The organism is Limnohabitans sp. Rim8, assembly GCF_943326455.1.
Lineage (GTDB): Bacteria > Pseudomonadota > Gammaproteobacteria > Burkholderiales > Burkholderiaceae_C > Limnohabitans_A.
In genome coordinates this window covers 205388-231298 of sequence record NZ_CALPTI020000002.1, presented here as the reverse complement: position 1 = coordinate 231298, position 25911 = coordinate 205388, and the positions used below count along the sequence as shown (strand labels likewise).

General features: G+C 59.2%; 26 protein-coding genes. 11 read left to right on the top strand and 15 right to left on the bottom strand.

Annotated features, from left to right (window positions below; all coding sequences use genetic code 11):
• Window positions 1–40 precede the first annotated feature (40 nt).
• A complete protein-coding gene (locus Q1M54_RS02435) occupies window positions 41–946 on the bottom strand; it encodes a LysR family transcriptional regulator (RefSeq protein WP_300553383.1) in 906 nt (301 codons plus the stop codon).
• Window positions 947–1055: 109 nt separating this feature from the next.
• Between Q1M54_RS02435 and Q1M54_RS02430 the strand changes: the two genes are divergently transcribed.
• Both Q1M54_RS02430 and Q1M54_RS02425 read left to right on the top strand, forming a co-directional pair.
• Window positions 1056–2039 carry a tripartite tricarboxylate transporter substrate binding protein gene (locus tag Q1M54_RS02430; protein ID WP_300553380.1) on the top strand — a complete coding sequence of 328 codons (984 nt, stop codon included), beginning with the start codon at window positions 1056–1058 and terminating at the stop codon, window positions 2037–2039.
• Window positions 2040–2041: 2 nt separating this feature from the next.
• On the top strand, window positions 2042–3409 hold the full coding sequence (locus tag Q1M54_RS02425; protein WP_300553378.1) for an arylsulfatase: 1368 nt from the start codon (window positions 2042–2044) through the stop codon (window positions 3407–3409).
• A 36-nt stretch (window positions 3410–3445) separates the two neighbouring features.
• Here Q1M54_RS02425 and Q1M54_RS02420 read toward each other — a convergent pair whose 3' ends face one another.
• A complete protein-coding gene (locus tag Q1M54_RS02420; RefSeq protein ID WP_300553375.1) occupies window positions 3446–3847 on the bottom strand; it encodes a S4 domain-containing protein in 402 nt (133 codons plus the stop codon).
• Window positions 3844–4806 (bottom strand): SDR family oxidoreductase, encoded by a 963-nt coding sequence (locus Q1M54_RS02415; RefSeq protein WP_300553372.1) that lies wholly within the window; start codon window positions 4804–4806, stop codon window positions 3844–3846. The genes Q1M54_RS02420 and Q1M54_RS02415 overlap by 4 nt, the downstream gene beginning before the upstream one ends.
• Window positions 4807–4853: 47 nt before the next feature.
• On the opposite strand from Q1M54_RS02415, the gene Q1M54_RS02410 reads away from it, so the two are divergent.
• Together Q1M54_RS02410 and Q1M54_RS02405 are read left to right on the top strand one after the other, a co-directional pair.
• Window positions 4854–5894: a CDP-6-deoxy-delta-3,4-glucoseen reductase gene (locus tag Q1M54_RS02410; protein ID WP_300553369.1), complete on the top strand. Its 1041-nt coding sequence runs from the start codon at window positions 4854–4856 to the stop codon at window positions 5892–5894.
• 16 nt (window positions 5895–5910) lie between these two features.
• A complete protein-coding gene (locus Q1M54_RS02405) occupies window positions 5911–6873 on the top strand; it encodes a tripartite tricarboxylate transporter substrate binding protein (protein WP_300553367.1) in 963 nt (320 codons plus the stop codon).
• Window positions 6874–6875: 2 nt separating this feature from the next.
• On the opposite strand, the gene Q1M54_RS02400 is transcribed toward Q1M54_RS02405, so the two are convergent.
• The 7 genes from Q1M54_RS02400 to Q1M54_RS02370 all read right to left on the bottom strand — a co-directional run bounded on the left by Q1M54_RS02400 (window position 6876) and on the right by Q1M54_RS02370 (window position 15008).
• Window positions 6876–7592: an ABC transporter ATP-binding protein gene (locus Q1M54_RS02400; RefSeq protein ID WP_300553364.1), complete on the bottom strand. Its 717-nt coding sequence runs from the start codon at window positions 7590–7592 to the stop codon at window positions 6876–6878.
• A gap of 1 nt (window position 7593) precedes the next feature.
• Window positions 7594–8379, bottom strand: a complete 786-nt coding sequence (locus Q1M54_RS02395; protein ID WP_300553361.1) for an ABC transporter ATP-binding protein — start codon at window positions 8377–8379, stop codon at window positions 7594–7596.
• A gap of 11 nt (window positions 8380–8390) precedes the next feature.
• Window positions 8391–9479, bottom strand: a complete 1089-nt coding sequence (locus tag Q1M54_RS02390) for an ABC transporter ATP-binding protein (RefSeq protein WP_300553359.1) — start codon at window positions 9477–9479, stop codon at window positions 8391–8393.
• 5 nt (window positions 9480–9484) lie between these two features.
• Window positions 9485–10414: a branched-chain amino acid ABC transporter permease gene (locus tag Q1M54_RS02385; RefSeq protein ID WP_300553357.1), complete on the bottom strand. Its 930-nt coding sequence runs from the start codon at window positions 10412–10414 to the stop codon at window positions 9485–9487.
• 187 nt (window positions 10415–10601) lie between these two features.
• Complete coding sequence (locus Q1M54_RS02380; protein ID WP_300553355.1) at window positions 10602–11900, bottom strand: replication-associated recombination protein A; 1299 nt, start codon at window positions 11898–11900, stop codon at window positions 10602–10604.
• A 16-nt stretch (window positions 11901–11916) separates the two neighbouring features.
• Window positions 11917–12546, bottom strand: coding sequence for an outer membrane lipoprotein chaperone LolA (lolA, locus tag Q1M54_RS02375; protein WP_300553445.1), 630 nt, complete (start codon window positions 12544–12546; stop codon window positions 11917–11919).
• Between the two features lie 62 nt (window positions 12547–12608).
• Window positions 12609–15008: a DNA translocase FtsK gene (locus tag Q1M54_RS02370; RefSeq protein ID WP_300553352.1), complete on the bottom strand. Its 2400-nt coding sequence runs from the start codon at window positions 15006–15008 to the stop codon at window positions 12609–12611.
• A gap of 162 nt (window positions 15009–15170) precedes the next feature.
• Here Q1M54_RS02370 and trxB point away from each other — a divergent pair, with 162 nt between their 5' ends.
• From trxB to rpmG, 3 genes are all read left to right on the top strand, one after another.
• A complete protein-coding gene (trxB, locus tag Q1M54_RS02365; RefSeq protein WP_300553349.1) occupies window positions 15171–16130 on the top strand; it encodes a thioredoxin-disulfide reductase in 960 nt (319 codons plus the stop codon).
• A 179-nt stretch (window positions 16131–16309) separates the two neighbouring features.
• Window positions 16310–16543, top strand: coding sequence for a 50S ribosomal protein L28 (gene rpmB / locus Q1M54_RS02360; protein ID WP_026039317.1), 234 nt, complete (start codon window positions 16310–16312; stop codon window positions 16541–16543).
• A gap of 26 nt (window positions 16544–16569) precedes the next feature.
• Window positions 16570–16740 (top strand): 50S ribosomal protein L33, encoded by a 171-nt coding sequence (gene rpmG / locus Q1M54_RS02355; RefSeq protein ID WP_019425810.1) that lies wholly within the window; start codon window positions 16570–16572, stop codon window positions 16738–16740.
• Between the two features lie 190 nt (window positions 16741–16930).
• Here the strand turns inward: rpmG and Q1M54_RS02350 are convergent, their stop codons facing one another.
• Together Q1M54_RS02350 and Q1M54_RS02345 are read right to left on the bottom strand one after the other, a co-directional pair.
• A complete protein-coding gene (locus Q1M54_RS02350) occupies window positions 16931–18142 on the bottom strand; it encodes a fatty acid desaturase (RefSeq protein ID WP_300553344.1) in 1212 nt (403 codons plus the stop codon).
• Between the two features lie 113 nt (window positions 18143–18255).
• Window positions 18256–19554 carry an RsmB/NOP family class I SAM-dependent RNA methyltransferase gene (locus Q1M54_RS02345; RefSeq protein WP_300553341.1) on the bottom strand — a complete coding sequence of 433 codons (1299 nt, stop codon included), beginning with the start codon at window positions 19552–19554 and terminating at the stop codon, window positions 18256–18258.
• Between the two features lie 55 nt (window positions 19555–19609).
• On the opposite strand from Q1M54_RS02345, the gene Q1M54_RS02340 reads away from it, so the two are divergent.
• Window positions 19610–19846, top strand: coding sequence for a DUF1653 domain-containing protein (locus tag Q1M54_RS02340; RefSeq protein WP_300553339.1), 237 nt, complete (start codon window positions 19610–19612; stop codon window positions 19844–19846).
• Here Q1M54_RS02340 and purN read toward each other — a convergent pair.
• Entirely contained in the window at window positions 19816–20418 is a 603-nt protein-coding gene (gene purN, locus Q1M54_RS02335; RefSeq protein ID WP_300553336.1) for a phosphoribosylglycinamide formyltransferase, read from the bottom strand. The genes Q1M54_RS02340 and purN overlap by 31 nt on opposite strands.
• A gap of 118 nt (window positions 20419–20536) precedes the next feature.
• On the opposite strand from purN, the gene Q1M54_RS02330 reads away from it, so the two are divergent.
• The gene (locus Q1M54_RS02330; RefSeq protein ID WP_300553334.1) at window positions 20537–21718 is read left to right on the top strand and encodes an acyl-CoA dehydrogenase family protein; all 1182 of its coding nucleotides are present in this window, start codon (window positions 20537–20539) and stop codon (window positions 21716–21718) included.
• Window positions 21719–21728: 10 nt separating this feature from the next.
• Window positions 21729–22844, top strand: a complete 1116-nt coding sequence (locus tag Q1M54_RS02325) for an acyl-CoA dehydrogenase family protein (RefSeq protein WP_300553331.1) — start codon at window positions 21729–21731, stop codon at window positions 22842–22844.
• Between the two features lie 154 nt (window positions 22845–22998).
• Here the strand turns inward: Q1M54_RS02325 and Q1M54_RS02320 are convergent, their stop codons facing one another.
• Window positions 22999–23922 (bottom strand): DNA ligase, encoded by a 924-nt coding sequence (locus Q1M54_RS02320; protein WP_300553328.1) that lies wholly within the window; start codon window positions 23920–23922, stop codon window positions 22999–23001.
• Window positions 23923–24053: 131 nt separating this feature from the next.
• Complete coding sequence (locus tag Q1M54_RS02315; protein WP_300553325.1) at window positions 24054–24611, bottom strand: HNH endonuclease; 558 nt, start codon at window positions 24609–24611, stop codon at window positions 24054–24056.
• A 180-nt stretch (window positions 24612–24791) separates the two neighbouring features.
• Here Q1M54_RS02315 and Q1M54_RS02310 point away from each other — a divergent pair, with 180 nt between their 5' ends.
• Window positions 24792–25829 carry a bifunctional riboflavin kinase/FAD synthetase gene (locus tag Q1M54_RS02310; protein ID WP_300553322.1) on the top strand — a complete coding sequence of 346 codons (1038 nt, stop codon included), beginning with the start codon at window positions 24792–24794 and terminating at the stop codon, window positions 25827–25829.
• Window positions 25830–25911: the final 82 nt, after the last annotated feature.

Genomic DNA, 25911 nt, shown 5'->3' with positions numbered 1-25911 from the left:
AAGGCCAAGGCCTTGCCCACGGGCATTGGCAATTCTTAGCTTAGTGCTCCGATCTCATCAAATGGTCGGCGGCGCGCTGCGCCTCGACCGAAGCTTTGCGCCAAACCAATGACACCGGCATGGGGTCCTTTGCAACGGTGACCGGCAATATGCAGGTCTGGTGATGGCTTTGCAGGGCCGCCGCCTGGGCACAGCAGGTCAGCAAGTCGGTATGCGCCACCACGGACAGGCTGTACAGGAAAGAAGGCGACTCCACTGTCGGTACCGGGGGCGTGATGCCGTGCCGCAAAAAGGCCTCCATCAAACCCATGCGGGTGGTGGACTGAACATCCGGCAGGATCCATGGCCACTTGGCCAATTCGGCAAAGTCCAGCTTGCGCTGACCTGCCAAGGGATGGTTGCGTGCAGAAACCACCGACAAATGGGCCTGGTAAAGCACATGCTGCGCCAGCTCATCAAGATCAAGTGCATCGGCCACACGGCTGGGCAAGCGGCCCAGCAGCAGGTCGATTTCTCCGTGCAGCAACATCTGCAGCAATTGCTCGGCTCGGCCCTCCACAATGCGAGGCCGCCAGACTGTGGGGCCGTTGATCAACTTTTTGACGATGTCAGGCAACACCGTCACCGCAGTGTGCGGGAATGCGCCAATGCGCACGGTGGGCACGACCGCCCCTTGCAAGGTCGTGCCCATGGCACCCACTTCTCCCAGCACGGTCTGGCAACGCGGCATCAGCGCCTGACCATGGGCGGTGAGGGCCATGCCACGGCCTTGTCTGCGAAAGAGTTTGACCCCAAAAAGAGACTCGACCTCCTTGAGCATCATGCTCGCTGCCGATGGGGTCATGGCCAGGTGTTCTGCCGTGGCGGCCAGCGAGCCCAAAGAAGACAACAGGCTCAGAAAGCGCAACTGTTTGACTCGCAACTGATCCAGGCGTGGATGGTTCATTTGGCGGTCCCCATAGTTCAATTTTTTCTGATGATAGTGCAAGAAGATTTGTAGATTGACTGATGTTAGACACCTAGACTTGAGGCAAGACCCACTCACTGGATGCACCATGACTGCCCTGAACGAAGCCCATCTCGATCGTCGTGCCATGTTGACTGTTTTGGGCGCTGCCCTGGCTCCTGCCGCCGCATGGGCACAGGAATGGCCCAGCAAGCCCGTCAATTTCGTGGTGCCTTTTCCGGCCGGCGGCTCCAACGATGTGGTGGCGCGTTTGGTCGGTGAATGCCTGCGCAAACGCTTGGGGCAGAGCGTGGTGGTGGACAACAAGCCTGGTGCCAACGGAGCATTGGGTGTAGAGACCACGCTGCGGGCACCGAAAGACCACCACACCTTCATGGTGGCCTCCGATTCGGTGTCGCTGCTGCCCCTGTTTCGCAACATGCCTTGGGATCTGGCCCGCTCTTTCATCCCCATCGCGGTGCTCTCCTTGCAGCCCATCGTGGTGGTCTCTGCCCCATCCACAGGCCTGAAGACGATTCAAGACCTGCAGGCGCGTGCCCGCGGCAAGCCAGACCAGGTTTCCTATGCCAGCTCCGGGCAAGGCTCGATCCAGCACTTGGTGGGTGAGCTTTTCTCCCAGAACCTGGGCGTCAACCTTTTGCACATCCCCTACAAAGGCGGCGGTCAAGCCGTCAATGACGTGATCGCTGGACAAGTCGCGGTGGCGGTGCTGGGTGCAGCGGCAGTGCTGCCGCACATCAAGTCGGGCAAGCTCAATGCGCTGGCCGTGAGCACGCGCCGCCGGTCCATCATCTTGCCGGACACCCCGACCCTGGCCGAAAGCGGTGCCGGTGACATCGACGTGCCGCAATGGTCGGCTTTGTTTGCCACCGAAGGTACACCAGCTAACGTGCTCCAGACCTTGCGCCGAGGCGTGGACGAGTGCCTGACCGATCCGGGCCTCAAGCAGCAATTGCTGGGCTTGTCCATGGAGACCGTGGCCTTGTCGCCAGAGGCGTTCCAGCAGCGCATAGCCCAAGACCGTGAGCGCTGGGGCCGCCTGATCAAAGAACGCAAAATCGCCATGGAGTGAACATGCCAGTCACAGCAAAAAAACCGCACATTGTTTTGGTTCTGGCCGACAACCTGGGTTGGGGCGAATTGGGTTGTTATGGCGGTGGAGCCCTCAGGGGCGCCCCCACGCCGCGCATCGACGCACTGGCTGAAGAGGGCCTGCGGTGCCTGAACTTCAACGTCGAGAGCGACTGCGTGCCAACGCGCTCAGCGCTGATGACCGGGCGTCACCCGATTCGCACGGGGGCACTGCAGTCCGTTCCGGCTGGATTGCCGCAGGGCATTCATCCGTGGGAGCGAACGCTGCCCCAGGTTCTGAAGCAGGCCGGTTACGCCACCGGAATGTTCGGCAAATGGCACCTGGGTGATCGGGAAGGTCGCTACCCGCACCAGCGGGGTTTTGACGAGTGGTATGGCATACCCCGTACCAGCAATGAAACCCTGTTCACGCAGGCACCTGGCTTCGACCCGAGCGTCGTGGACGTGCCGCAAGTCATGGAAGGTCTGGCCGGTCAGCCCGCCCGCAATGTTGCCGATTACGACTTGGCCAAGCGCCGCCTGATCGACAGCGAGTTGACCGAGCGCTCCATTGACTTCATGCGCCGCCATGCCCAGTCTGCACAGCCGTTTTTTCTGTATGTCCCATTGACCCACCTGCACTTTCCCACCCTGGCTCACCCAGACTTTGCTGGGCGCAGTGGGGTGGGTGAGTTTGCCGATTCGATGATGGAAATGGACCATCGGGTGGGGCAACTGCTGGACGCCGTGGACGAACTCGGTATCCGCGACGACACGCTCTTCATTTTTGCCAGTGACAACGGCCCGGAATTTCGCAGGCCCTGGCGGGGGACTGCAGGACCGTGGTCAGGCACTTACCACACTGCCATGGAGGGCGGCCTGCGGGTGCCGCTGATTGTGCGGTGGCCAGGCCAGGTGGCCCATGGCAGGGTCAGCGACGACATCGTCCACGTCACGGACCTCTACACCACCTTGGTTCACGCTGCCGGGGCCACACTGCCCGATGATCGGCCCATAGACGGGGTCAGCCAATTGAGCTGGTGGACGGGTGCCCAGCCGACTTCGGCCCGAGAAGGTTTTCTGTTCTACATCAAGACCGAATTGCGGGCTGCCAAATGGCGTCACTGGAAATTGCATTTTGTGTTTGAGCGTGAACCCAACGAGGGCACACGTCATCTGGAAACCCCCTGGCTCTTCAACATCAAACGCGATCCCAAAGAAGAAACCGATGCCGCCATGGACGACGGCTGGGTTCGCGGACCCATGCGCCGCATGGTCATGGCCTTTGAGCGCTCCTTGCGCGAAAACCCGCCCATTGTCCCGGGTGCGCCGGACGAATTTGACCCGGCCCGCGCAGACAAGGCGCGCTGAGGCGCAGCCCCTTGCGGGCCGCGCTGAGCGGGGGTTTCAATCGATCCCGGCGCTCCAGCGGTTGTCCCAAGTTTTTTCAATCTGACGCCGATCACGTTTGGTGGGGCGACCTTGCTCGATGCTCAGAGCAGGCTCTCGGGCCAAGCGGCTTTGCTCAGCCGATTTTTGGCGGGCTTCGAGGCTTTCCGGGGTTTCCGCGTACAGCAACTGGGCCACAGGGGCCGGGCCGCGCACGCCACTCAAGCCCTGCACCAATACTGTTCTCTCGACAGCGCCTTGCCGCAGACATACGGTGTCGCCGACCTTGACCTCTTTGCTGGGCTTGGCGTCTTGGCCGTTGATCTGCACGCGGTTTTTGCCAATTTCATCGCTGGCCAAGCTGCGGGTTTTGTAAAAACGAGCCGCCCACAGCCATTTGTCGATGCGCAAGGCGTTCATCTGGACTCCGCAAACAAGGCGCTTTGAGGACTCAGGCCATCTCGCACATGCGGGTAGCGCAGATGGATGTTCAGCTCCCGCTTCATACGGGTGTTGTCGATGCGCCGTGATTCGCTCATGAAGCTCAACAGCATCAAGGGCAGTGCGGTGTTGGCGTCATGGCGTGAAATTCGGGGGGGCTTGGGCAGACCAAACAGGCCTGCGGCCAGGTCGAAGTAGTCGCCCATTTTCAGGTCGGTGTCGTCGGTGACGTTGACCACGCGTTGAGGCTTGCCCCGCCACAGAGCAGCGGCGCAGGCACGGGCCAGATCGTTGGCATGGATGTGGTTGGTGTACACGTCTTCTTTGGCCACCAACACGGGCGTGCCGCGAAGCAAGCGCTCCCGCGGCGTACCGCCTTCGCGGTCGGGGGCATAAATGCCGGGTATGCGCAAAATGCTCACACGCACACCGCTGCGCCCCAAAAAGCGCATCAGGTTCTCGGCATCGACCCGGCGCTGGGCTCGGGGGGTGTGCGGGTTCACGGTCCGCGTTTCGTTCACGCGTTGGCCGCCGCAGTCACCGTAAACCCCGGTGGTCGAGCCATAGACCAAAGCTTGTGGGGCCGAACGCAACCGCAAAGCACGCACCAAAGCCAAGCTGCGCGGGTCGCTATCCGAAGCACCTTGGCGGTCGGTGGGCGGTGGCGCCAAATGAATCACCCGATGCGCGATGCCGGCCAAGCGTTTCAAACTGGTTGCATCGTCCAGATTGCCTTGCAAAGGGGTGATGCCGCAGGCCCGCAGCAAGCGTACACGTTCGGGCGATGAGGTCAGCGCCATCAGGCGCATTCGTTGGCTTTGTGGCGCACCCAATTGGCCTGCGGTGCGCAAGCCCACATCGCCACAGCCCACGATCAAGACACGCTGACGGCGAAAGCGGGCAGGCAGTGCGCCCAAGGGGGTTTGGTTTGAAGGCAAAATCAGGGGTTCCGGGTCACATTCACGCCCTCTAGGATACCCAAAAGATGAGCTTTCAAATTTCTGTGCAGCCCAGTGGCCGCAGCTTTACCGCCGATGGCACCGAAACCCTGCTGGCTGCTGGCATTCGCCAAGGCATTGGACTGCCCTATGGTTGCAAAGACGGCGCATGCGGTTCTTGCAAATGCAAGAAGATTTCGGGCACCGTGGTCCACGGCCCTCACCAATCCAAAGCCCTGAGCGACGAGGAAGAAGCCCAAGGCCTGGTGTTGACCTGCTGCGCCACTGCCCAAAGCGATGTGGTGCTCGAATCCAAGCAAGTGACCGCCGAAGGCGGCCTGCCCGTCAAGAAAATGCCAGTGCGCGTGGTCAGCCTGGACAAAAAATCACAGGATGTGATCGTGATGAAACTGCAACTGCCTGCCAATGACGTGATGAAGTTCCACGCCGGTCAGTACATCGAATTTTTGCTGCGCGATGGCTCACGCCGCAGCTACAGCATGGCCAACGCCCCGCACACCCTGGAAGTGGCTCCACCCACCGTGGAGCTGCACATCCGCCACATGCCTGGCGGCAAGTTCACCGACCCGGTGTTCACCACCATGAAGGAAAAAGACATCCTGCGGGCCGAAGGCCCGTATGGCAGTTTTTACCTGCGCGAAGACAGCGACAAGCCCATGGTGCTGCTGGCCTCGGGTACTGGCTTTGCCCCCATCAAGGCGCTGATCGAGCACATGCAGCACCGCGGCATCACCCGCCCGGCCACGCTGTACTGGGGCGGCCGCCGCCCAGCCGACTTGTACATGGCCGACTGGATCGAAGCCCGCTTGGCCGAAATGCCCAACCTGCGCTATGTGCCCGTGATCTCGAATGCCGAAGCCGATGACCAGTGGACAGGCCGCACTGGCTTTGTGCACCAGGCCGTGCTGCAGGACTTTCCCGACCTGTCGGCTTACCAGGTCTATGCCTGTGGTGCCCCCATCGTGGTGGATTCGGCCAAGCGCGACTATGTGGCGCAAGGCGGATTGCCCGAAGAAGAGTTTTACGCCGATTCATTCACCTCTGAGGCCGACAAAGCCAAGGCCTGAATAAAAAGGACTCCCTATGCAACGCCGTGATTTTTGTTTGAGCGCCTTGGCAACCAGCTTGACCGCCCCTGCATGGGCTCAAGGCAAAACGATCCGCATCATCGTGCCCTATGCAGCAGGCGGCCCGATCGACGTCACGGCACGCGCTTTGGCCGAACGGGTCAGAGACAGCTTGGGCACCGTGATCATCGAAAACCGACCCGGTGCCGGTGGCAATCTGGGTGCCGATTTGGTGGCCAAAGCCGCGCCCGATGGCCTAACGATTGGCATTGCGGCCACGGCCACGCATGCGATCAATCCTTGGCTGTTTGCCAAGATGCCTTACGACGCCAGTCGGGACTTCGCGCCAATCACGCAAATGCTGCGCGTGCCCAACGTGCTGGTGATGAACGCCGAAACCGCGCAGCGTCTGAAGATCAACACCCTGGCAGATCTGGTGGCCTACGCCAAAGCCAACCCCGCCAAGCTCAACTTTGGCTCGGGCGGCAACGGCAGCGCTGGCCATTTGGCGGGTGAGATGTTCAAGCGGGCTGCTGGCATTTTTGCGGTGCACATCCCTTACAACGGCGGCAACCCCGCACAGCTGGCCTTGTTATCGGGGCAGGTTGACTTCAACTTTGACAACCTGGCCACGGCAGCGGCCAACATCAAGGCTGGCAAGCTCAAGGCCCTGGCCGTGACCACCGCTCAGCGCAGCAGCGCCCTGCCCGACATTCCTTCCATGAGTGAAACGCTGAAGGATTTTGAAATCGACACCTGGTGGGGCTTGGTGGCACCTGCAGCCACGCCGCGCGATGTGGTGGATCGGCTGAACAAGGCCTTTGTGGCCGCACTGCAATCGCCTGAGACCAAGACACGTTTTGGCCAGCTCTTGGCCGAGCCAGTGGGCAATACGCCCGAACAATTTGGCGCGTTCATGAAGAAAGAGCTGACGCGCTATGAAGTCGTGGTCAAGGCCAGTGGCGCCAAGGTGGATTGAGCTCACTCACCCAAGTACGCAGCGCGCACCTTGGGGTCTTCCAGCATGTCTTTGCCCACACCGGTCATGGTGATCAGACCGGAGTCCATCACATAGCCCCTGTCGGCAATGGCCAGGGCACGGCTGGCGTTTTGCTCCACCAGCAACACCGTGACGCCTTGAGCGTACACATCGCGAACCACCTCAAAAATCTTGTCCACCATGATGGGTGACAGACCCATGGAGGGCTCGTCCAGCAACAAGACTTTGGGGCGGCTCATCAGCGCACGGCCCATGGCCAGCATTTGCTGCTCGCCGCCCGACATGGTGCCCGCCAATTGGTCTTTGCGCTCGCGCAAACGCGGGAAGATGGTGAACATCTTCTCAATATCGTCTGCAATGCCGGCGGTGTCAGAGCGGATGTAAGCGCCCATTTGCAGGTTTTCGGTGATGGTCATGCGGGTGAACACACCACGGCCTTCGGGCACCATGGCCAAGCCTTGCCTGACCAAGTCCCAAGGGCCTTGGCCTTGGATGCTCTTGCCCAAGTACTCGATGTCACCGGCTTGCAGGGGCAAGGTGCCGGTGATGGCTTTCATGGTGGTAGTTTTGCCAGCACCGTTGGAGCCGATCAAGGACACCAGTTCACCTTCGTTCACGTCCAGGCTCACACCCTTGACGGCCTGAATGCCGCCGTAGCCCACTTGCAGGTCTTTGACTTTCAAAAGTACTTTGGCCATCTCAGTGCCCTCCCGTGCCCAAATAGGCTTCAATCACTTTTTCGTTTTTCTGTACTTCGGCCGGCGTGCCTTCGGCGATTTGCTTGCCGTAGTCGAGCACGGTGACACGGTCACACAAGCCCATGACCAGCTTCACATCGTGCTCGATCAGCAAGATGGTGCGGTTGTCTTTGCGAATTTGGTCGATCAACTCGCGCAGCTGCACCTTCTCTGTCGCGTTCATGCCGGCAGCGGGTTCGTCCAGCGCAATCAACTGCGGGTCGGTGGCCAAAGCGCGGGCAATCTCCAAGCGGCGTTGGTCGCCATATGAGAGCGTACGGGCCTTGTAGTCGGCGTATTTGCCAATGCCCACATAGTCGAGCAGTTCTTGTGCCCTCTGGGCAATGGCGGCTTCTTCGGCCTTGAAGCCCGGTGTGCGGAAAATGGCCCCCAGCAAGCCCGAATGGGTGCGCACATGCCGGCCCACCATCACATTTTCGAGGGCGGTCATTTCGGCAAAGAGACGGATGTTTTGGAAGGTGCGGGCGATGCCCGCCTTGGCCACTTCGTGCACAGCGGTAGGCTCGTAGGGCTTGCCTGCCAATTCAAAAGTGCCGCTGTCAGGGGTGTAGAGGCCGGTGATCACGTTGAAAAACGTGGTCTTGCCCGCGCCGTTGGGGCCGATCAGGCCATAGACCTGGCCGCGCTGGATGGTGATGCCCACGTCTGACAGGGCCTGCAGTCCGCCGAAGCGCTTGGAAATGCCTGACACATGCAGGACGGTGTCTTGGTTGGCTGTTCGGTTCATGGTCGGCTCCTTCATTTCGGCGTGAGCGATTTGCCATGCTCAGGCGAAGGCCACAACCCACGAGGCCGCATCAACATGATCACGATCATGGCCAAAGCCACGAGCAGTTGACGCAAGATGGACGCGTCCAAGCGGCCGCCAGTCATCTCCTGCAATGGGCCTGCCACATAGCGCAAAACTTCGGGCAAAGCCGACAACAAAATGGCGCCCAAAATGACGCCGGGCAAATAACCCAAGCCGCCCAACACCACCATGGCGACGATCATCACCGACTCCATCAGGCTGAAGGATTCCGGCGAGATGAAGCCTTGAAAGCCTGCAAACATGGCGCCTGAAACACCGCCAAAAGTGGCGCCCATGCCAAAAGCCAAGAGCTTGAGGTTTCGGGTATTCAGGCCCATGGCTTTAGCGGCGATCTCGTCTTCGCGAATCGCCATCCAAGCGCGGCCGATGCGCGACATTTCCAATCTGTGCGAGATCAAAATCGTCACCAACACCAAACTGAGAAACAGGTAGTAGTACAACGTGACCGAGGCGATTTCGAAGTCACCCACCATCAGTTTTTTGCCCAAATTGACACCAAAAATAGAAATGGGGTCAATTTGGTCCAGCCCCTTGGGACCGTTGGTGATATTGACCGGGTGGTCCAAATTGTTGAGGAACACCCGAATGATCTCGCCAAAACCCAAGGTCACGATGGCCAGGTAATCACCGCGCAACTTGAGCGTGGGCGCCCCGAGCAACATGCCGAATAAACCCGCCAACGCAGCCGCCAAAGGCAAGATCAGCCAGATGGACATGTGCAAGCCATCGGGAAACGTGCTGGCCATGGTGGTGAAGGTGTTGATCAGGTGCGGCGAAGACAGCAAGCCGTACATGTAAGCGCCCACCGCAAAAAAGGCCACATACCCCAAATCAAGCAAGCCGGCGTAGCCCACCACGATGTTCAGACCAATCGCCAACAGGATGTAGAGCAACGCCATGTCGGCGATGCGCACCCAGGCGTTGCCAAAACTTTGAAGAATGAGCGGCAAGACCAGCAAGCCCACGCCCATCAGGATGTATTGAGTGGTTTTGTGGATGTTCAAGTTCATGCTCATCCCCATCACGCGCGATCGGCCACACGCTCACCCATCAAGCCCGAAGGGCGAAGGGTCAGCACGATGATGAGCACGATGAACGCAAAAATGTCGGTGTAGTGGCTGCCCAGAACGCCGCCTGTCAGGTAGCCGATGTAACCCGAGCCGATGGCTTCGATCAGGCCCAACAAGATGCCACCAATGACGGCACCCGCCAAGTTGCCAATACCGCCAAACACCGCAGCGGTGAAGGCTTTGAGACCCGGCAAGAAACCCATGGCATGCTGCGCCGTGCCGTAGTTGGAGGCGTACATCACACCCGCAATGGCCGCCAAAACGGCCCCAATCACAAAGGTGGCTGAGATCACCATGTCGGGCTTGACCCCCATCAAGGCGGCCACGCGCGGGTTCTCTGATGTGGCACGCATGGCTCTGCCGAGCCGGGTGTAGTTGACCAGCCACATCAGCACCGCCAACGACACGGCCGTGACGCCCAAAATCATGATTTGTGTCGGCGTGATCACCACGCCACCCATGTTGATGGGCGTGCTGGACAGCAAAGTGGGGTAAGCCTTGTAGTTGGGCTTCCAAATGATCATGGCCAAGGTTTGCAACAAAATGCTCATGCCGATGGCCGTGATAAGCGGGGCCAACTTGGGGCTGTTGCGCAAGGGTCGGTAAGCGACTTTTTCAATGGTGAAGTTGAGTACCGCAGCCACCACGCAGGCAATCAAGGTGGCCAAAATCAAAATCACCCAGCCTGGCGAGCCGGGCATGGCATCTTGCATCATGCCGATGGCAGACCAGCTGGTCAGTGCGCCCACCATCAGCACCTCGCCGTGCGCAAAGTTGATCAGGTTGATGATGCCGTACACCATGGTGTAGCCCAAGGCCACCAAGGCGTACATGCTGCCCATGACCAGGCCATTGATGACCTGCTGCAAAAAGACATCCATTGAATCTCTCCGTGTGTTGTGCTGCGCTTAGCAGCCCACTTCGTCGGTTATTGTTGGGCACCAGACCCCGCCTTTTGGGGGAGCTCTGCGCAATAGCAAAAAACCCGCCAGTTCTTGGATGCACCGGGCGGGGTGGCGGGATTTTAGTGAAAGAAATGAGACCTTCCGAATTCAATCTGATCGGGACTTACCCTGTGGCTGAATTTTTCTTTCGCAATTCTTCGAGTTTGTCTGCGATTTTGATCTCTAGGCCCCGCCGAACCGGTCTGTAAAAACCGGGCTCAGGCATGCCATCGGGCAAGTAATGCTCGCCAGCCGCAAACCCATCTTCTTCATCGTGGGCATAGCGGTAGCCTTTGCCATAGTCCAGCTGCTTCATGAGCTGAGTCGGTGCATTGCGCAGGTGCATGGGCACCGGGCGTGTCCCGTCTTTTTTGACCCAAGCCTTGGCCTCTTTGAAAGCCTTGTAGGCGGCATTCGATTTGGGCGCGACGGCCAAGTAAATCACGCACTGTGCCAGCGTCAACTCGCCTTCTGGGCTGCCCAATCGCTCATAAACCTCGGCCGCATCCAGCGCCATGCGCAACGCGCGCGGGTCGGCCAAGCCAATGTCTTCGCTGGCCATGCGGATCAGGCGACGGGCCATGTAGCGCGGGTCTGCACCACCATCCAGCATGCGCACAAACCAATACAAGGCGGCATCGGGGTCAGAACCGCGCACCGATTTGTGCAAGGCGCTGATGGTGTCGTAGAACTGTTCGCCACCTTTGTCATAGCGACGCATGCGCTCGCCCAGCACCCGCATCAACCAAGTGTCGGTCACAGGGTCAATGGCCTCTTGTTTGGCCGCCATGGCCAAGGTCTCCAGCGTGTTGAGCAAACGCCTGGCATCGCCATCGGCGTAGGCCAACAAGCGGGCCAGCGCTTCGGGCTCGATGGCTGGAATCGCCTGAATAGCTTGCGCCCGCACCACGATGTGGCCCAAGTCTTCTTCAGTCAAGGGCTGCAACACATAAACCGCTGCCCGCGACAACAGGGCCGAGTTCACCTCGAAAGAAGGGTTTTCGGTGGTCGCACCAATGAAGGTGAACAGGCCACTTTCAACGTGTGGCAAAAACGCGTCTTGCTGGCTTTTGTTGAAGCGGTGCACCTCGTCCACAAACATGATGGTGCGCTGGGGGTGCAAGCCGGTGCGGGCGGCTTCGGCTTTGTCGACCGCTTCGCGAATGTCCTTGATGCCCCCGAGCACCGCGCTGATGCTCAGAAACTGCGCCTCAAAGGCATCGGCCATCAAGCGGGCGATGGTGGTTTTGCCCACACCGGGCGGCCCCCACAAAATGCAGCTGTGCGGCTGGCCAGACTCGAACGCCAAACGCAAAGCCATGCCATCGCCAAGCAGGTGTTGCTGCCCGATCACCTCGCCCAAGTGGCGCGGCCGCAGACGCTCGGCCAAGGGGGCATGCGGCGAGATGGTGGCGGCTTTCATGGACACCTGAACGGCATCAAGGGCGAATGATGTCGACGCCCGCTGGGGCTTTGAACACAAATTGGCTGGCGGGCAAGGCCGGATTGAGCTGAAAACCCGCAAAGGTCAGCACCGAGCGCTGGCCGAGGCTGTCTTGCACATCGAGTACGGCCAACTCTGCGCCCATGGGCGTAGCGCGCAAACCCACCATCACCGCGCGGATTTGGCCGTCCTGCGCCAAAGGCGTGGCACGCACCCACTCCAAACCATCACGGGCAGGCTCTGGGCTGAACTGGAAGTCCGTTTTGAGGGATTGCAAATCAGCCGCGGAAGTCAACAAGGCCACCGGCGTAGAGCCCAAAACCTGCTGCTGCTTACGCGCCGTGACTTGGTTCAAGTCCACATCGTGCAACCACAAAGTTTGGCCATCGGCCAACAAGGTTTGCAAAAAGGGCTTGCGGTAATCGAAACGGAATTTGCCGGGCCTTTGAAACTCAAAACTGCCGCTGGATGTCTTGCTGCGTGGCGCTTGCCCCGCACGGCTTGGCGAAGTGACCACCTGGGTGAAGTCTGCACGGCCACTGCGGGTTTGCTTGACGAACTGCGCCAACAAGTCGACACCGTCAGCGTAGACGGGCAGTGCCAAGGACAAAACACCCCATGCCATCAAACTGTGAAGACCCAAAACCCAAGCGCTGCTGCGCGTCATCGATTGACTTTTCATGCGAATCATTCAGCCCGGGCGGGCACCAAAATTTCACGCTGGCCGCTGCCGCTCATGCTGCTGACCAGACCGGCTTTTTCCATGTCTTCGACCAAACGGGCAGCGCGGTTGTAGCCGATCTTGAGGTGGCGTTGCACCAGCGAAATGCTGGCCTTGCGGTTTTTCAAAACCACCTCGACCGCTTGGTCGTACATGGGGTCTTTTTCACTGGTATCACCCTCGCCCAGCATGCCGCCGTCGTCGTCCACCGTACCGCCTTCAAGCACGCCTTCGATGTAATCAGGCTCGCCCTGACTCTTGAGGTAGCTCACCACGCGGTGAACTTCTTCGTCACTGACAAAAGCACCGTGAACGCGAATCGGAAAGCCCGTGCCTGAAGGCATGTAGAGCATGTCACCCATGCCCAACAGCGCTTCGGCGCCCATCTGGTCCAAGATGGTACGGCTGTCGATCTTGCTCGACACCTGGAACGCAATGCGTGTTGGAATATTGGCCTTGATCAAACCTGTGATGACGTCCACACTGGGGCGCTGGGTTGCCAAAATCAAATGGATACCGGCAGCGCGAGCTTTTTGGGCGAGGCGTGCAATCAGCTCTTCAATCTTCTTGCCCACCACCATCATCAGATCGGCCAACTCATCGATCACCACCACAATGTGCGGTAGGCGCTTGAGCGGCTCGGGATCATCGGGCGTCAGGCTGAAAGGGTTGTAGATGAACTCCTCTTGGGCGGTGGCTTCGTCGATCTTGGCGTTGTAACCGGCCAAGTTGCGCACGCCCATCTTGCTCATCAGCTTGTAGCGTTTTTCCATCTCAGCCACGCACCAGTTCAAGCCGTGCGCGGCCTGCCGCATGTCAGTGACCACCGGCGCCAGCAGATGGGGAATGCCTTCATAAACCGACATCTCCAGCATCTTGGGGTCGATCATCAACAGGCGCACATCGCGCGCTTCTGCCTTGTAGAGCAGCGACAAAATCATGGCATTGATACCGACCGACTTGCCCGAACCGGTCGTGCCAGCCACCAGCACATGCGGCATCTTGGCCAGATCGGCCACCACCGGGTTGCCAATGATGTCTTTGCCCAAGCCCATGGTCAGCATGGACTTGGCCTCGTTGTATACCTGCGAGCCTAAAATTTCGCTCAATTTGATGGATTGGCGCTTGGCATTGGGCAACTCCAGCGCCATGTAGTTTTTGCCTGGAATGGTCTCAATCACCCGGATCGAGACCAAGCTGAGCGAACGCGCCAAGTCTCTGGCGAGATTGACCACTTGAGCGCCTTTGACGCCCGTTGCCGGTTCGATTTCGTAACGCGTGATCACCGGGCCAGGCGCAGCAGCCACCACACGCACCTCGACGCCAAAATCCTTGAGCTTTTTCTCGATCAGGCGGCTGGTCATTTCTAACGTTTCGGGTGACACCGTCTCTTGGCGGATCGACAAACTGTCGAGCAAATCCACTTGAGGTAACTTGCTGTCGGGCAATTCGTTGAAAAGTGGTTTTTGGCGCTCTTTGACCACGCGTTCACTGCGCAGTACTTCAGTGACTCCGGGCTCAATGACCATGGGGGCTGGGGACTGAGCCATCAAGGGCACGGGCTCCAGATCCAACTGACCTTCGGGGGCGATGACAGGGTCCATGTCCCACCGAGGCTCAACCGCCTGAACTGAAAGCGATTTTTCGCGCTCGCGCAAAGCCCGCTGACCCAAAGCCAAGTCTTCTTGGATTTCGCGCTTGACGTTTCTGGATCGGATCAAGCCATCGATCCGGGAGCCCAAAGACTCGGCCAGCTCGCCCCAAGAGAAACGAAAAACCCAAGACACACCCAACACCACCAACGAGAGACTCAGAACGGCGGCGCCCGTGAAACCCAACCAGCTCTCGCTGATCGAACCCATCCAATAGCCCAACACACCACCGCTGTGGCCTGGCAACAAGGGCTCGAGCCGGTACAAACGTGCCCACTCCAAGCTGGCGCTGGCGGTCAGCAGCAACACCAGTCCGGCCCAAAACGTCCAGCGGCTTTGACGCCAACCTGCAGATAAATTTAGGGATTCATCCTGAGCTGGTCCGCGCATCCAGCGGGCAAAACCTGAGAGCCACACCTGTGCGCCAACCATCAGACACCACCAAGCTGAAAACCCCAGACCAAAAAACGCCAAGTCAGACAGCCATGCGCCTGCACGGCCCACCCAATTGCGCAAACCCTCACCTTGGCCCGATGTGGACCAAGCGGCATCGCCCGGGTGGTAAGTCAACAAAGACAACAGGGCCAACACAAGCAACACGCCACCCAGCAACAAGCCAATTTCTTGCGCGAACCGCGACCAGAACGATGCAGGCGCGTCGGGCTCTCGGCTTCGGGCCGTCGGGTTGATCAGAGTGTGGAGTGAATAGGTCATAAATTAGCCGCCAAGCTTACCCGATCGGGCATGGATTTCGCCCACAACGTCTGAGCTGTAAGCCCCCTGACCCACCTGACTTTGGTGGTTTCTTACAATGAACGGTGTCGCAACCCTTTGTTTGTTGCGTTTTTTCACGATTTCCCTAGCCGATTGCCCAATATGTCCGCCTCTAACAAGCACGCCAAAGTTTTGATCCTGGGCTCTGGCCCTGCCGGTTACACCGCCGCCGTTTATGCAGCCCGCGCCAACCTCAAACCCCTGTTGATCACCGGCATGGCCCAAGGTGGTCAGCTCATGACGACTACCGACGTGGACAACTGGCCAGCCGACGCGCATGGTGTGCAAGGCCCCGATCTGATGCAACGGTTTCAGGAACATGCCGAGCGCTTCAACACCGAAATCATTTTTGACCACATTCACACCGTCAAGCTTGAGCAGCGCCCTTTCACCCTGATCGGTGACAGCGGCACTTACACCTGCGACAGCCTGATCATCGCCACGGGCGCCTCGGCCCAATATTTGGGCTTGCCCTCAGAGACCGCCTTCATGGGCCGTGGCGTGAGTGGCTGCGCCACCTGCGATGGTTTTTTCTACCGCGATCAGGTCTGTTGCGTGGTAGGGGGTGGCAACACTGCCGTTGAAGAAGCCCTTTACCTCTCCAATATCGCCAGCCAGGTTTACCTGATTCACCGCCGCGACAAATTCAAGGCCGAACCCATCTTGGTGGACAAACTGATGGACAAGGTCGCCGCAGGCAAGATTGTCCTCAAGACCTTCCAAACACTGGACGAAGTGCTGGGCGACGCCACAGGCGTGACCGGCGTTCGCCTGAAAAGCACCGTGGACGGCAGCTTGCACGATGTCGAGCTCAAGGGTTGCTTCATCGCCATTGGCCACGCCCCCAACACAGAAATATTCCAAGGCCAACTGACCCTGGAAAACGGTTACATCGTGACGCAAAGCGGCTTGAAGGGCTTTGCGACCCAGACTTCGGTGCCCGGCGTTTTTGCCGCAGGCGATGTGCAAGACCACGTTTATCGCCAGGCCATCACCAGCGCTGGCACCGGTTGCATGGCCGCACTGGATGCACAGCGTTTCTTGGAACAAAACCAAGCCTGATTTCTGGTTATAATCCAAGGCTTTGCTGCTTCTGCCCCAGCTTTTGCTGGGGATCACAGGCACAGCGATCTGGGATACCGCCACCCATCTTGGCGAGGTGAGGCTGGAGCGCCAAGCCCCATGCGAATCTGCATGAGGCACATCGGCACCGGCTGTTTTAAAAGTATCGGAGTGTCCACATGGCACGCGTTTGCGACGTAACGGGCAAAGGCCCAATGACGGGAAACAACGTTTCCCACGCCAACAACAAAACCAAGCGCCGGTTCCTGCCGAACCTGCAATACCGTCGTTTCTGGGTTGAGACAGAAAACCGTTGGGTGCGTCTGCGCGTTTCCAGCGCCGCTCTGCGCCTGATCGACAAAAATGGCATCGATGCCGTGCTCGCAGACCTGCGTGCACGCGGTCAAGCCTAAACCCAGAACATTAGGAGTCATACACCATGGCAAGCAAAGGCGGACGCGAAAAAATCAAGCTGGAATCCACAGCTGGAACTGGTCACTTCTACACGACCAGCAAGAACAAGAAAACAATGCCCGAGAAGATGTCGATCATGAAATTCGACCCCAAAGCTCGCAAGCACGTTGAATACAAGGAAATCAAGCTGAAGTAATTCGGTTTGTGTTTCTTCAAAAAACCCGCCTCTGGCGGGTTTTTTTATGGTCAGTGGCTACCTTCAGCCCAAGTTTCTAGCCCCACCGAACAGGGATCAGCGAGCGATTGGAGTCCATAAAAAAAGGCCCGAAGGCCTCTCAATGATAAAAAGGGCCCGAAGGCCCTTTTGCTGAGCATGGCGATAAAGCTCAGGCCGTTTGCCGCACCGCACGCAATTTGACAGAGAAATCGCGCAAAGCCGCGATACCGCTTTCCTCGGCACTGCGGCACCAGGCTTGCAGGTCAGCCGCCAATTGCTCGCGCGAGTGCGAGGTGTTGAGCCAAATCTGGCTGAGCTCTTCGCGCATATGGACCATCTTGTCGAGCACCGGACTGGCGGCACGGGCGAGTTGGAGTTGTGCCTGAGCAGAAGCAGGGACCTTGGCGGCGTCGCGATGCAACCAGCGCTTGGCCGTTTGCAGCGCATCGGCGTCGAGCTTGAGCTTGCTGGCCTCTTCTTGCATCACAGCGCGAACATTGCGTGCGTAACCGGCCATGACTTCGTAACGGTTGGCAATCAAGGCTTCGAGGGTTTTCTCGTCGGCCACAGGGCGAATGTCGCCATAAGCCAAACGAGGCGGTGTCTTCTTGACCGTCGCCAAACCCAAATTTTCGAGAATGCGGATGTACAACCAACCGATGTCGAACTCGTAAGGCTTGACCGACAACTTGGCCGAGGTGGGGTAAGTGTGGTGGTTGTTGTGCAACTCTTCGCCACCAATCAGGATGCCCCAAGGCGAAATGTTGGTGCTGGCGTCGTGCGCCTCAAAGTTGCGGTAACCCCAATAATGCGCTGCACCGTTGATGATGCCTGCGGCAGTGATGGGGATCCATGCCATTTGAACAGCCCAGACCGTGAGGCCCAAGAAACCGAACAAACTGACGTTGATGATCAGCATCAGCGCCACACCTTGCCAAGAAAAAGGGGTATAGAGGTTGCGCTCAATCCAGTCGTCGGGCGTACCGTGGCCAAAACGCTTGATGGTGTCGAGGTTTTTAGACTCTTTGCGGTACAACTCAGCGCCCGTGAACAAGACGGTTTTGATCCCGTGCACATGGGGGCTGTGGGGATCTTCGGCTTGCTCGCACTTGGCATGATGCTTGCGGTGAATGGCCGCCCACTCTTTGGTCACCTGACCGGTGGTCAACCACAGCCAAAACCGGAAAAAATGCGAAGGAATCGCGTGCAAGTCCAAGGCACGGTGGGCTTGGTGACGGTGCAAGAAAATCGTGACACTGGCGATGGTGATGTGGGTCAACGCCAATGTGATCAACACCATTTGCCACCAAGCCAAATCGAACAAGCCGTGGCCCATCCAGTGAATCACCGCATCCAATAAAGCCCAGTCAGGCAACAACATGAATTTGTCTTTCTAATCACGCCCCAATTGAGGCAATCTGACGATTTTATGGTTTTCAGAGGAAAAAAGACAGCACTTTCAGACTGTCAAAAGCCTCATTACTACCAAAGACGTTACTTTTTTACCCATGAAGCTGCAAAAAAACCGTCGGTGGCATGGCGATGAGGCCAAAGCCTCAAAAACCGCCCGGCAGGCACGGCCTGAACCTCAGCTTCGCCAGACACCTCGGTTGAGCACAGATCTGCGGCATTGGGCACTTTGAGGCGTTCCAACTCTTGGGCCACGTTGAGGGGCACAAAGTCTGGGTTGGCAGCGCTGAAAGCCAGAGCGATCCGTTCGTTTTCTTCGGGCAAGACGCTGCAGGTGGCATACACCAAGCGTCCGCCCGACTTGACCATGCGCGACGCGCTTTGCAAGATGGCCAGTTGCTTTTCGGTCAACTCTTGCACGGCTTGGGGTTTTTGACGCCACTTCAAGTCGGGGTTACGGCGCAAAGTGCCCAGGCCCGAGCAAGGTGCATCGACCAAGACGCGGTCGATCTTGCCCGACAGGCGTTTCACGCGGTCGTCACGCTCGTGGGCAATGGCCGCTGGGTGCACATTGGACAAACCGCTTCGGGCCATGCGGGGTTTGAGTGCGTCCAGGCGATGGCCTGAGACGTCAAAGGCGTACAAACGGCCGGTGCTGCGCATGGACGCACCCAGTGCCAGCGTTTTACCGCCTGCGCCAGCACAAAAGTCCACCACCATCTCGCCCCGGTGCGCATCGACCAGCAAAGCCAGCAATTGCGAGCCTTCGTCCTGCACCTCGATGGCCCCCCGGGTGAAAGCGTCGGTTTTTTGCAAGGCAGGCTTGCCTTGCAGGCGCAGACCCCAAGGCGAGTAAGGCGTGGGTTCGGAGGCGATCCCCGCTTGCGCCAGCTCTTTTTGAACCTCGTTGCGTTTGGCGTTGAGCATGTTCACGCGCAAGTCCAGGGTGCCGGGTTGTTGCAGATGCTCGGCCAGGGCCCAAAAGTCGTCGCCCAATTGGGCTTGCAGGGCTTGGGCCATCCATTCGGGCAGGTTGTGTCGGTGCGGTGCCATCATGGCTTCAGCCGGAATGGCGTCGCAGGTGGCCAGCCACTTTTTTTCGGTGTCGTTGAGGGCTGAAGCCAGAAAATCGCGTGGGCCAAAAAAGCCCAAAATCGCCAGTTTTCGCTCTTTGGGGCCGGAACCAGAACGGGCCAATTGCTCAAACAGCAGTTTTTTACGCAGCACCGCAAAAGCGGTTTCGGCCAGGGTGGCACGCTCACGGGGGCCCAAGGCGCGGTGTTCGCGGAAATAGCGCGACACCACGGCGTCGGCAGGGTGTTCAAATTGGAGGACCAGCCTGACCAAATCGGCGCAGGCGTCTAAAAGGGCTTTTGGATGCATAGGGGTGCATTGTCCCATCCCCGACCCTTTGACAGACACACTTCACAGGAAAGACATGTCAGAACCGCTGCCACCGATGATCGAAACGCCCAAAGGCCTGTACCGCCATTACAAGGGCGGCCAATACCGCGTGCTGGGCACCGTGCGCCACAGCGAAGACCTGCAACCCATGACGCTCTACCAAGCGCTGTATGGCGAACAAGGCTTGTGGGTCAGACCCGCCGCGATGTTTGCCGATGTGGCCGAGTTCAACGGACAAGTTCAGCCGCGCTTTACCCGCATTGGGGACTGAGCCAACCAAGCCGCCACGGCTTGCGGATAAATCAGGTGCTCTTGGCTGAGCACACGCGCCGCCAAAACGTCTGCCGTGTCATCCAGCAGCACGGGCACCACCGCTTGCGCCAATATGGCGCCATGGTCCAACTCGGCCGTGACTTGGTGCACCGTGGCTCCGGCAAAGCGGCAACCGGCATCGATCGCGCGCTGGTGGGTGTTCAAACCCGGGAAAGCGGGTAACAAAGAGGGGTGGATGTTGAGCAAACGCCCAGCATAATGGGTCACAAAATCAGGGGTCAGGATGCGCATGAAACCCGCCAGCACCACCAAAGCGGGCGCATGCCGGTCGATCTCGGCCATCAAGGCGGCATCAAAATCTTCGCGGCTGGCAAAGGCCTTATGGTCCAGCACGGAGGTGGCCATACCGTGTTCTTGGGCAAAGGGCAGGCCCTGGGCATCGGCCCGGTTACTCAGCACGGCAACCACCCGGGCGTTCAGCCGCTCGGCCCAGCGGCCCTGTTCAGCGGCGCGAACAATGGCGGCCATGTTCGAACCTGAACCAGAAATCAAAATAACGATGTTTCTCATGAAGGTCTGAATTATCTCTGCAGCCCTTGTGCACCACGGCATTTGTCGCACCAAGGACAAGCCAAAATGGCTGGCGCATGATAAAAAGCACGACCGTTTGATTTTGAGAGAACATCCCATGGATTTGGCATTCACCCCCGAAGAGCTCGCCTTCCGCGACGAGATCCGCACCTGGGTCAAGGACAACTTGCCCACCGACATTTCACAAAAAGTGCACGCCGCCATGCGCCTGACGCGTGAGGACATGCAGCGCTGGGCCAAAATTTTGGGTAAAAAAGGCTGGCTGGGCTGGGGTTGGCCGACGCAGTTTGGCGGCCCGGGCTGGACCGCTGTACAAAAGCATTTGTTCGAAGAAGAATGCGCTCTGGCCGGTGCGCCTCGTGTTGTGCCTTTTGGCCCTGTGATGGTGGCTCCGGTGATCATGGCCTTTGGCAATGTCGAGCAGCAGCAGCGCTTTTTGCCCGGCATCGCCAGCGGGGAAGTCTGGTGGAGCCAGGGTTATAGCGAGCCGGGCTCTGGCTCGGACTTGGCGTCCCTGAAAACCCGCGCCGAGCGCGTGGGCGACAAATACATCGTCAACGGCCAGAAAACCTGGACCACCTTGGGCCAGTACGGCGAGTGGATCTTCTGTCTGGTGCGCACCAGCACCGAAGGCAAACCACAAACCGGCATCTCCTTTTTGCTGATCGACATGAAGTCGCCCGGTATCACCGTGCGCCCCATCAAGCTGCTGGACGGCGAGTGCGAGGTCAACGAAGTTTGGTTTGACAACGTCGAAGTGCCCGCTGCAAACTTGGTGGGCGAAGAAAACAAGGGCTGGAACTACGCCAAGCACCTGCTCGCCCACGAGCGCACCAACATCGCCGATGTGAACCGCGCCAAGCGCGAATTAGAGCGCTTGAAGCGCATCGCCAAGGCCGAAGGCGTGTACGACGACCTGCGCTTCCGCGACGAAATCGCCAAGCTCGAAGTGGACATCGTGGCCCTGGAAATGCTGGTGCTGCGTGTCCTGTCGGCCGAAAAGTCGGGCAAGAACTCGCTCGACATCGCAGGCCTCTTGAAGATCAAGGGCAGCGAAATTCAACAGCGCTACACCGAGCTGATGATGCAGGCCGCTGGCCCCTTCGCCCTGCCCTTCATCTTCGAAGCGATGGACGCAGGTTGGCAAGGCAACTTCCCAGGCGGCGTGGTGGCCAATGCGCCGCTGGCAGCCAACTACTTCAACATGCGCAAGACCACCATCTACGGCGGCAGCAACGAAGTGCAACGCAACATCGTCGCTCAGACAGTTCTGGGTTAAGGAGACACACATGGATTTCGATTTTTCTGACGACCAAGAACAACTGCGTGACGCGGTGCGCAAATGGGTGGACAAGGGCTACGACTTTGACCGCCGCCGCGCCATCGTCGGCGCAGGCGGTTTTGACCGCGCCGCTTACGGCGAAATGGCCGATTTGGGTTTGACTGGCCTTTACGTGAGCGAAGACCACGGCGGTATGGGCATGGGCCCCACTGAAGCGATGGTGACCATGGAAGAACTCGGTCGCGGCATTGTGCTCGAACCCCTGACCCAGACCCTGATCTGCAGCGCCACACTGCAAACACACGCACCGGCAGCACTGCAAGCGGCGTGGCTGCCGCGCATGGCGGCAGGTGAAGCCATCGTGGTGCTGGCCCAGCAAGAGCGCGGTGCCCGTTACCAACTGAACCGCTGCGCTGCTGTGGCCATCGAATCAGGCGGCACATGGACCGTGAGCGGCACCAAGAGCGTGGTGGCCATTGGTGACCAAGCCGACGCTTTTGTGGTACCCGCCACTGTGAACGGCCAAATCGCTCTGTTTTTGGTCGAGCGCAGCGCGAGCGGCGTGAACACCCAAGCCTATGGCACCCAAGACGGATCCAGGGCTGCCGAAGTGGTTCTGAACAAAGCTTCCGCGCAGCTGATCACGCTGAACGGCCTGAGTGCTTTAGAAGAGGCGGTGGACATCGGCATCGCATGCACTTGCGCTGAAGCCGTGGGCGTGATGGACAAGACCATGGCCATCACCGTGGACTACATGAACACCCGCAAGCAGTTCGGCGTGAACATCGCCAGCTTCCAGGCTCTGCGTCACCGTGTGGCCGATATGAAGATGCAACTGGAGCTGGGCCGCTCGATGAGCTACTACGCCAGCCTGAAGCTGCACGCACCCGCCGACGAGCGCCGCCGTGCCTTGGCCCGTGCCAAGTACCAGCTGGGCGTGTCCATGCGCTTCATCGGCCAGCAAGCGGTGCAGTTGCATGGCGGCATTGCCGTCACGGATGAGTACATCGCCAGCCACTACTTCAAGAAATTGACGCAGCTGGACATGACATTCGGCGACACTCTGCACCAGCTGGGAGAAGTGTCGGCCCGCATGCAGGAGACGGCAGGCGTGTTTGCCTGAATCGGGGAGGGCGGGACGGCGGCGCTGGCCTAGGCGCTTCGCTTTGCCACATCGCCCGACCAGCGCCGCCGTCCCGCCTGGTGGTCAAATCACCAACCGCCATCGATCTGACATTCCAACGACAAAAGGCCCCGCAAGGGGCCATTTTTCATGCTCACTCCGCCTCGCGCACCCGCACAAAAGAGGCAAAACGCGGCAAACCTGAGGGCGTAAGCTCGGGGTACCGGTAAGTGATCCAAGACCCGACAGGCGGCGGGTCTCGGCGCAGGGCGTCGCTCAAGCCGGAGCCCAAGGCAAAGCGCTGGCCCGATGGCATCTGCACCAACAAAGCCCCTGTTTGCCCTTTAAAACGCCCTTTGCCCGCTTGGTGCCCCACCACCAAGCCCTCGTCATCCAACTCGGGCTTGAACTTGAAAAGTGCATCGGTGCGGCCGCTCTGCCACAGCGCATCGGCCCTGTGCAACATCAAGCCTTCGCCGCCTTTGCGAACTGTCGCGTTCAAGAGCGTTTGCAAAGCTTCTGCGTCTTTCACCACTTGCTGGGCGACTGGTTTTAACCACGGCACTTGTGCAGCGGCCAATGCCGATTGAACAAGGCCCAAACGCTCTGTGAAAGTGCCGGATTGCCCTGGTGTGTCAAACACCCAGTAAGCCACCTCTCGCCAGGCCTCATCGTTGGGCACCGATTGACGCACCACGCCAGACAGCCGGTCAAACAGCCCTCTTGCCATCCACAGTTCACCGTCCAACGCCAGTGGGGGCAACGCCGAAATGAACCAAGCCGGTGCAAAGATGCGACGACCGCTCCGAAAGCGCAACACCTGTCCGTCCCAAACAGCACGCACACCGTCCAACTTTTCGCTGACCCCAAAACCCTTTGGAGATCGCACGGGTGACCAGGTCTGGGCCAGTTGCACCCGAACAGGCACAGGCTCTGCAGGCGCAGGCATGTTGGCTTGAGCCCATGCGACGCGCTCCAGCGCTGGAACAGTGAGCAGAGACACCAAAACCTGACGTCGCTTAACAGCCGCAGCCTCGGGCGGCTGCAAGCGCGACGAGACAAATGACCGTGTTGACATGGCGCATCTCCCAAATGGCATTGAACCCCTGAAATTGGGGTCCTTTGTTTTCAGGAAATCATCATGCTGCGCTTCCTTCGCCAGTGCAAGCCCTGCAAGTCACTGCCAACACTGGCGACGGGGCCAATGGGTCAGATCAGCATGCGCGATGTTTTGGGCACATGCGCCATCAAAAACTCCATCTGGTCACTCAGGATGCGGCGGTTGCGCAAGATGAAGTCTTCCCACAAGCTGGGCACATAGGGTGCATACAGCAGAGGCATCTTGGCCTGCTCAGGGGTTCGGCTGCTTTTGCGGTGGTTGCAAGAACGGCACGCAGTGACCACATTCATCCAGTGGTCTGGGCCTTTTTGGCTAACGGGGACGATGTGCTCACGGGTCAGCACCGATTCATGAAAATGCCCACCGCAGTAAGCGCAAACATTGCGGTCGCGCACAAACAATTTGGGGTTGGTCAGACCCGAACGCATGTCAAACGGGTTAATACGAGGCACGCCCTGGGTGCCGATGATGCTGTTGACGGTGATGATGGATTGCTGGCCGGTGAGCGCGTTGTGCCCTCCGTGAAACACGGCCACCTGCTGGCCCGCTTCCCAGCGCACCTCGTCGGCGGCGTAATGGGTGACCGCTTGCTCCAGCGTGATCCACGATTGCGGTAAGCCTTGGGCCGAGAGTTTCAAAACCTTCACAGACGCCTCCATCCAACAGTTTAAAAAACCACTGACACGAAAAGTTCCGTCTCGATCGGTCCTCATGCCTTCGGGGACAAGAATGAGGTGATCGGGCTCAGTCACAATATACCCTCTTACATTGACAAAACCGTGAAAGCTGCCCATTGGCCAGAGCCGCGGTTAGACAACACCAGCAACATGAAGGTTTTTCGCGGCTTCCATCACCCCGATCTGGCTCCCGCCTGCGCCCTGACCATCGGCAATTTCGACGGCGTGCACCGGGGCCACCAAGCCATGCTGGCGCTCTTGCGCAGCGAAGCTGCTCACCGGGGTGTGCCCAGCTGCGTCATGACCTTCGAACCGCACCCGCGCGACTACTTTGCCAAGGCACTGAGTCAGCCCGATCTGGCCCCAGCCCGCATCGCCACCCTGCGCGACAAATTGCTAGAGCTTGAGCGCTGTGGCGTGGACCAAGTGGTGGTCTTGCCTTTTGACGCCAGGCTGGCCAGCCAGTCGCCCCAAGACTTCATTCAGCAGGTGCTGGTGAGCGGTCTGGGGGTGCGCTATGTGTTGGTGGGCGACGATTTCCGCTTTGGTGCAAAACGCGCGGGCGACTACGCCATGCTCGATGCCGCGGGACAACACCTGGGCTTTGACGTGGCCCGCATGAACAGCTACGAGGTGCGCGGCCTGCGCGTGTCCAGCTCAGCCGTGCGCGATGCCCTTCACCGGGGCGACATGGCAGCGGTGCACGCCCTGCTCGGCCGCCCCTACAGCATCAGCGGCCATGTGGTGCATGGGCGCAAGCTGGGCCGCGAATTGGCCGCAACAGCCGAAGGCGCGGGCGACGGCTTTCGCACCCTGAATCTGCGGTTTTCTCATTGGAAGCCTGCGGCCAGCGGCATCTTTGTGGTGCAGGTGCATGGCCTGGCTGATCAACCCCTGAAGGGTGTGGCCAATCTTGGCATTCGCCCATCCCTGGACGCGAATGACGTCAACGGTGGACGCGTGTTGCTTGAAACGCATGCCTTCGACTGGCCTGCCCACCTGGGGGCTGAGGGGGGCTACGGTAAAATCATTCGGGTGGACTTGCTGCATAAATTACACGACGAACTCAAATACGACGGTCTGGACGCCCTGACAAAGGGCATCGCCAAAGACTGCAACGACGCACAAGCGTGGTTTGCCTCCCGCCACGGTGAAACCAGCCGCCAGACCACCCGCGACCGAATTTGACGCTCTGGCTCTCGTTCGCCGCCCTCGACAGGCTCAGGGTGAACGAAAAAACGGCCCACCCATTTCCCTTATCTCTCCGAAC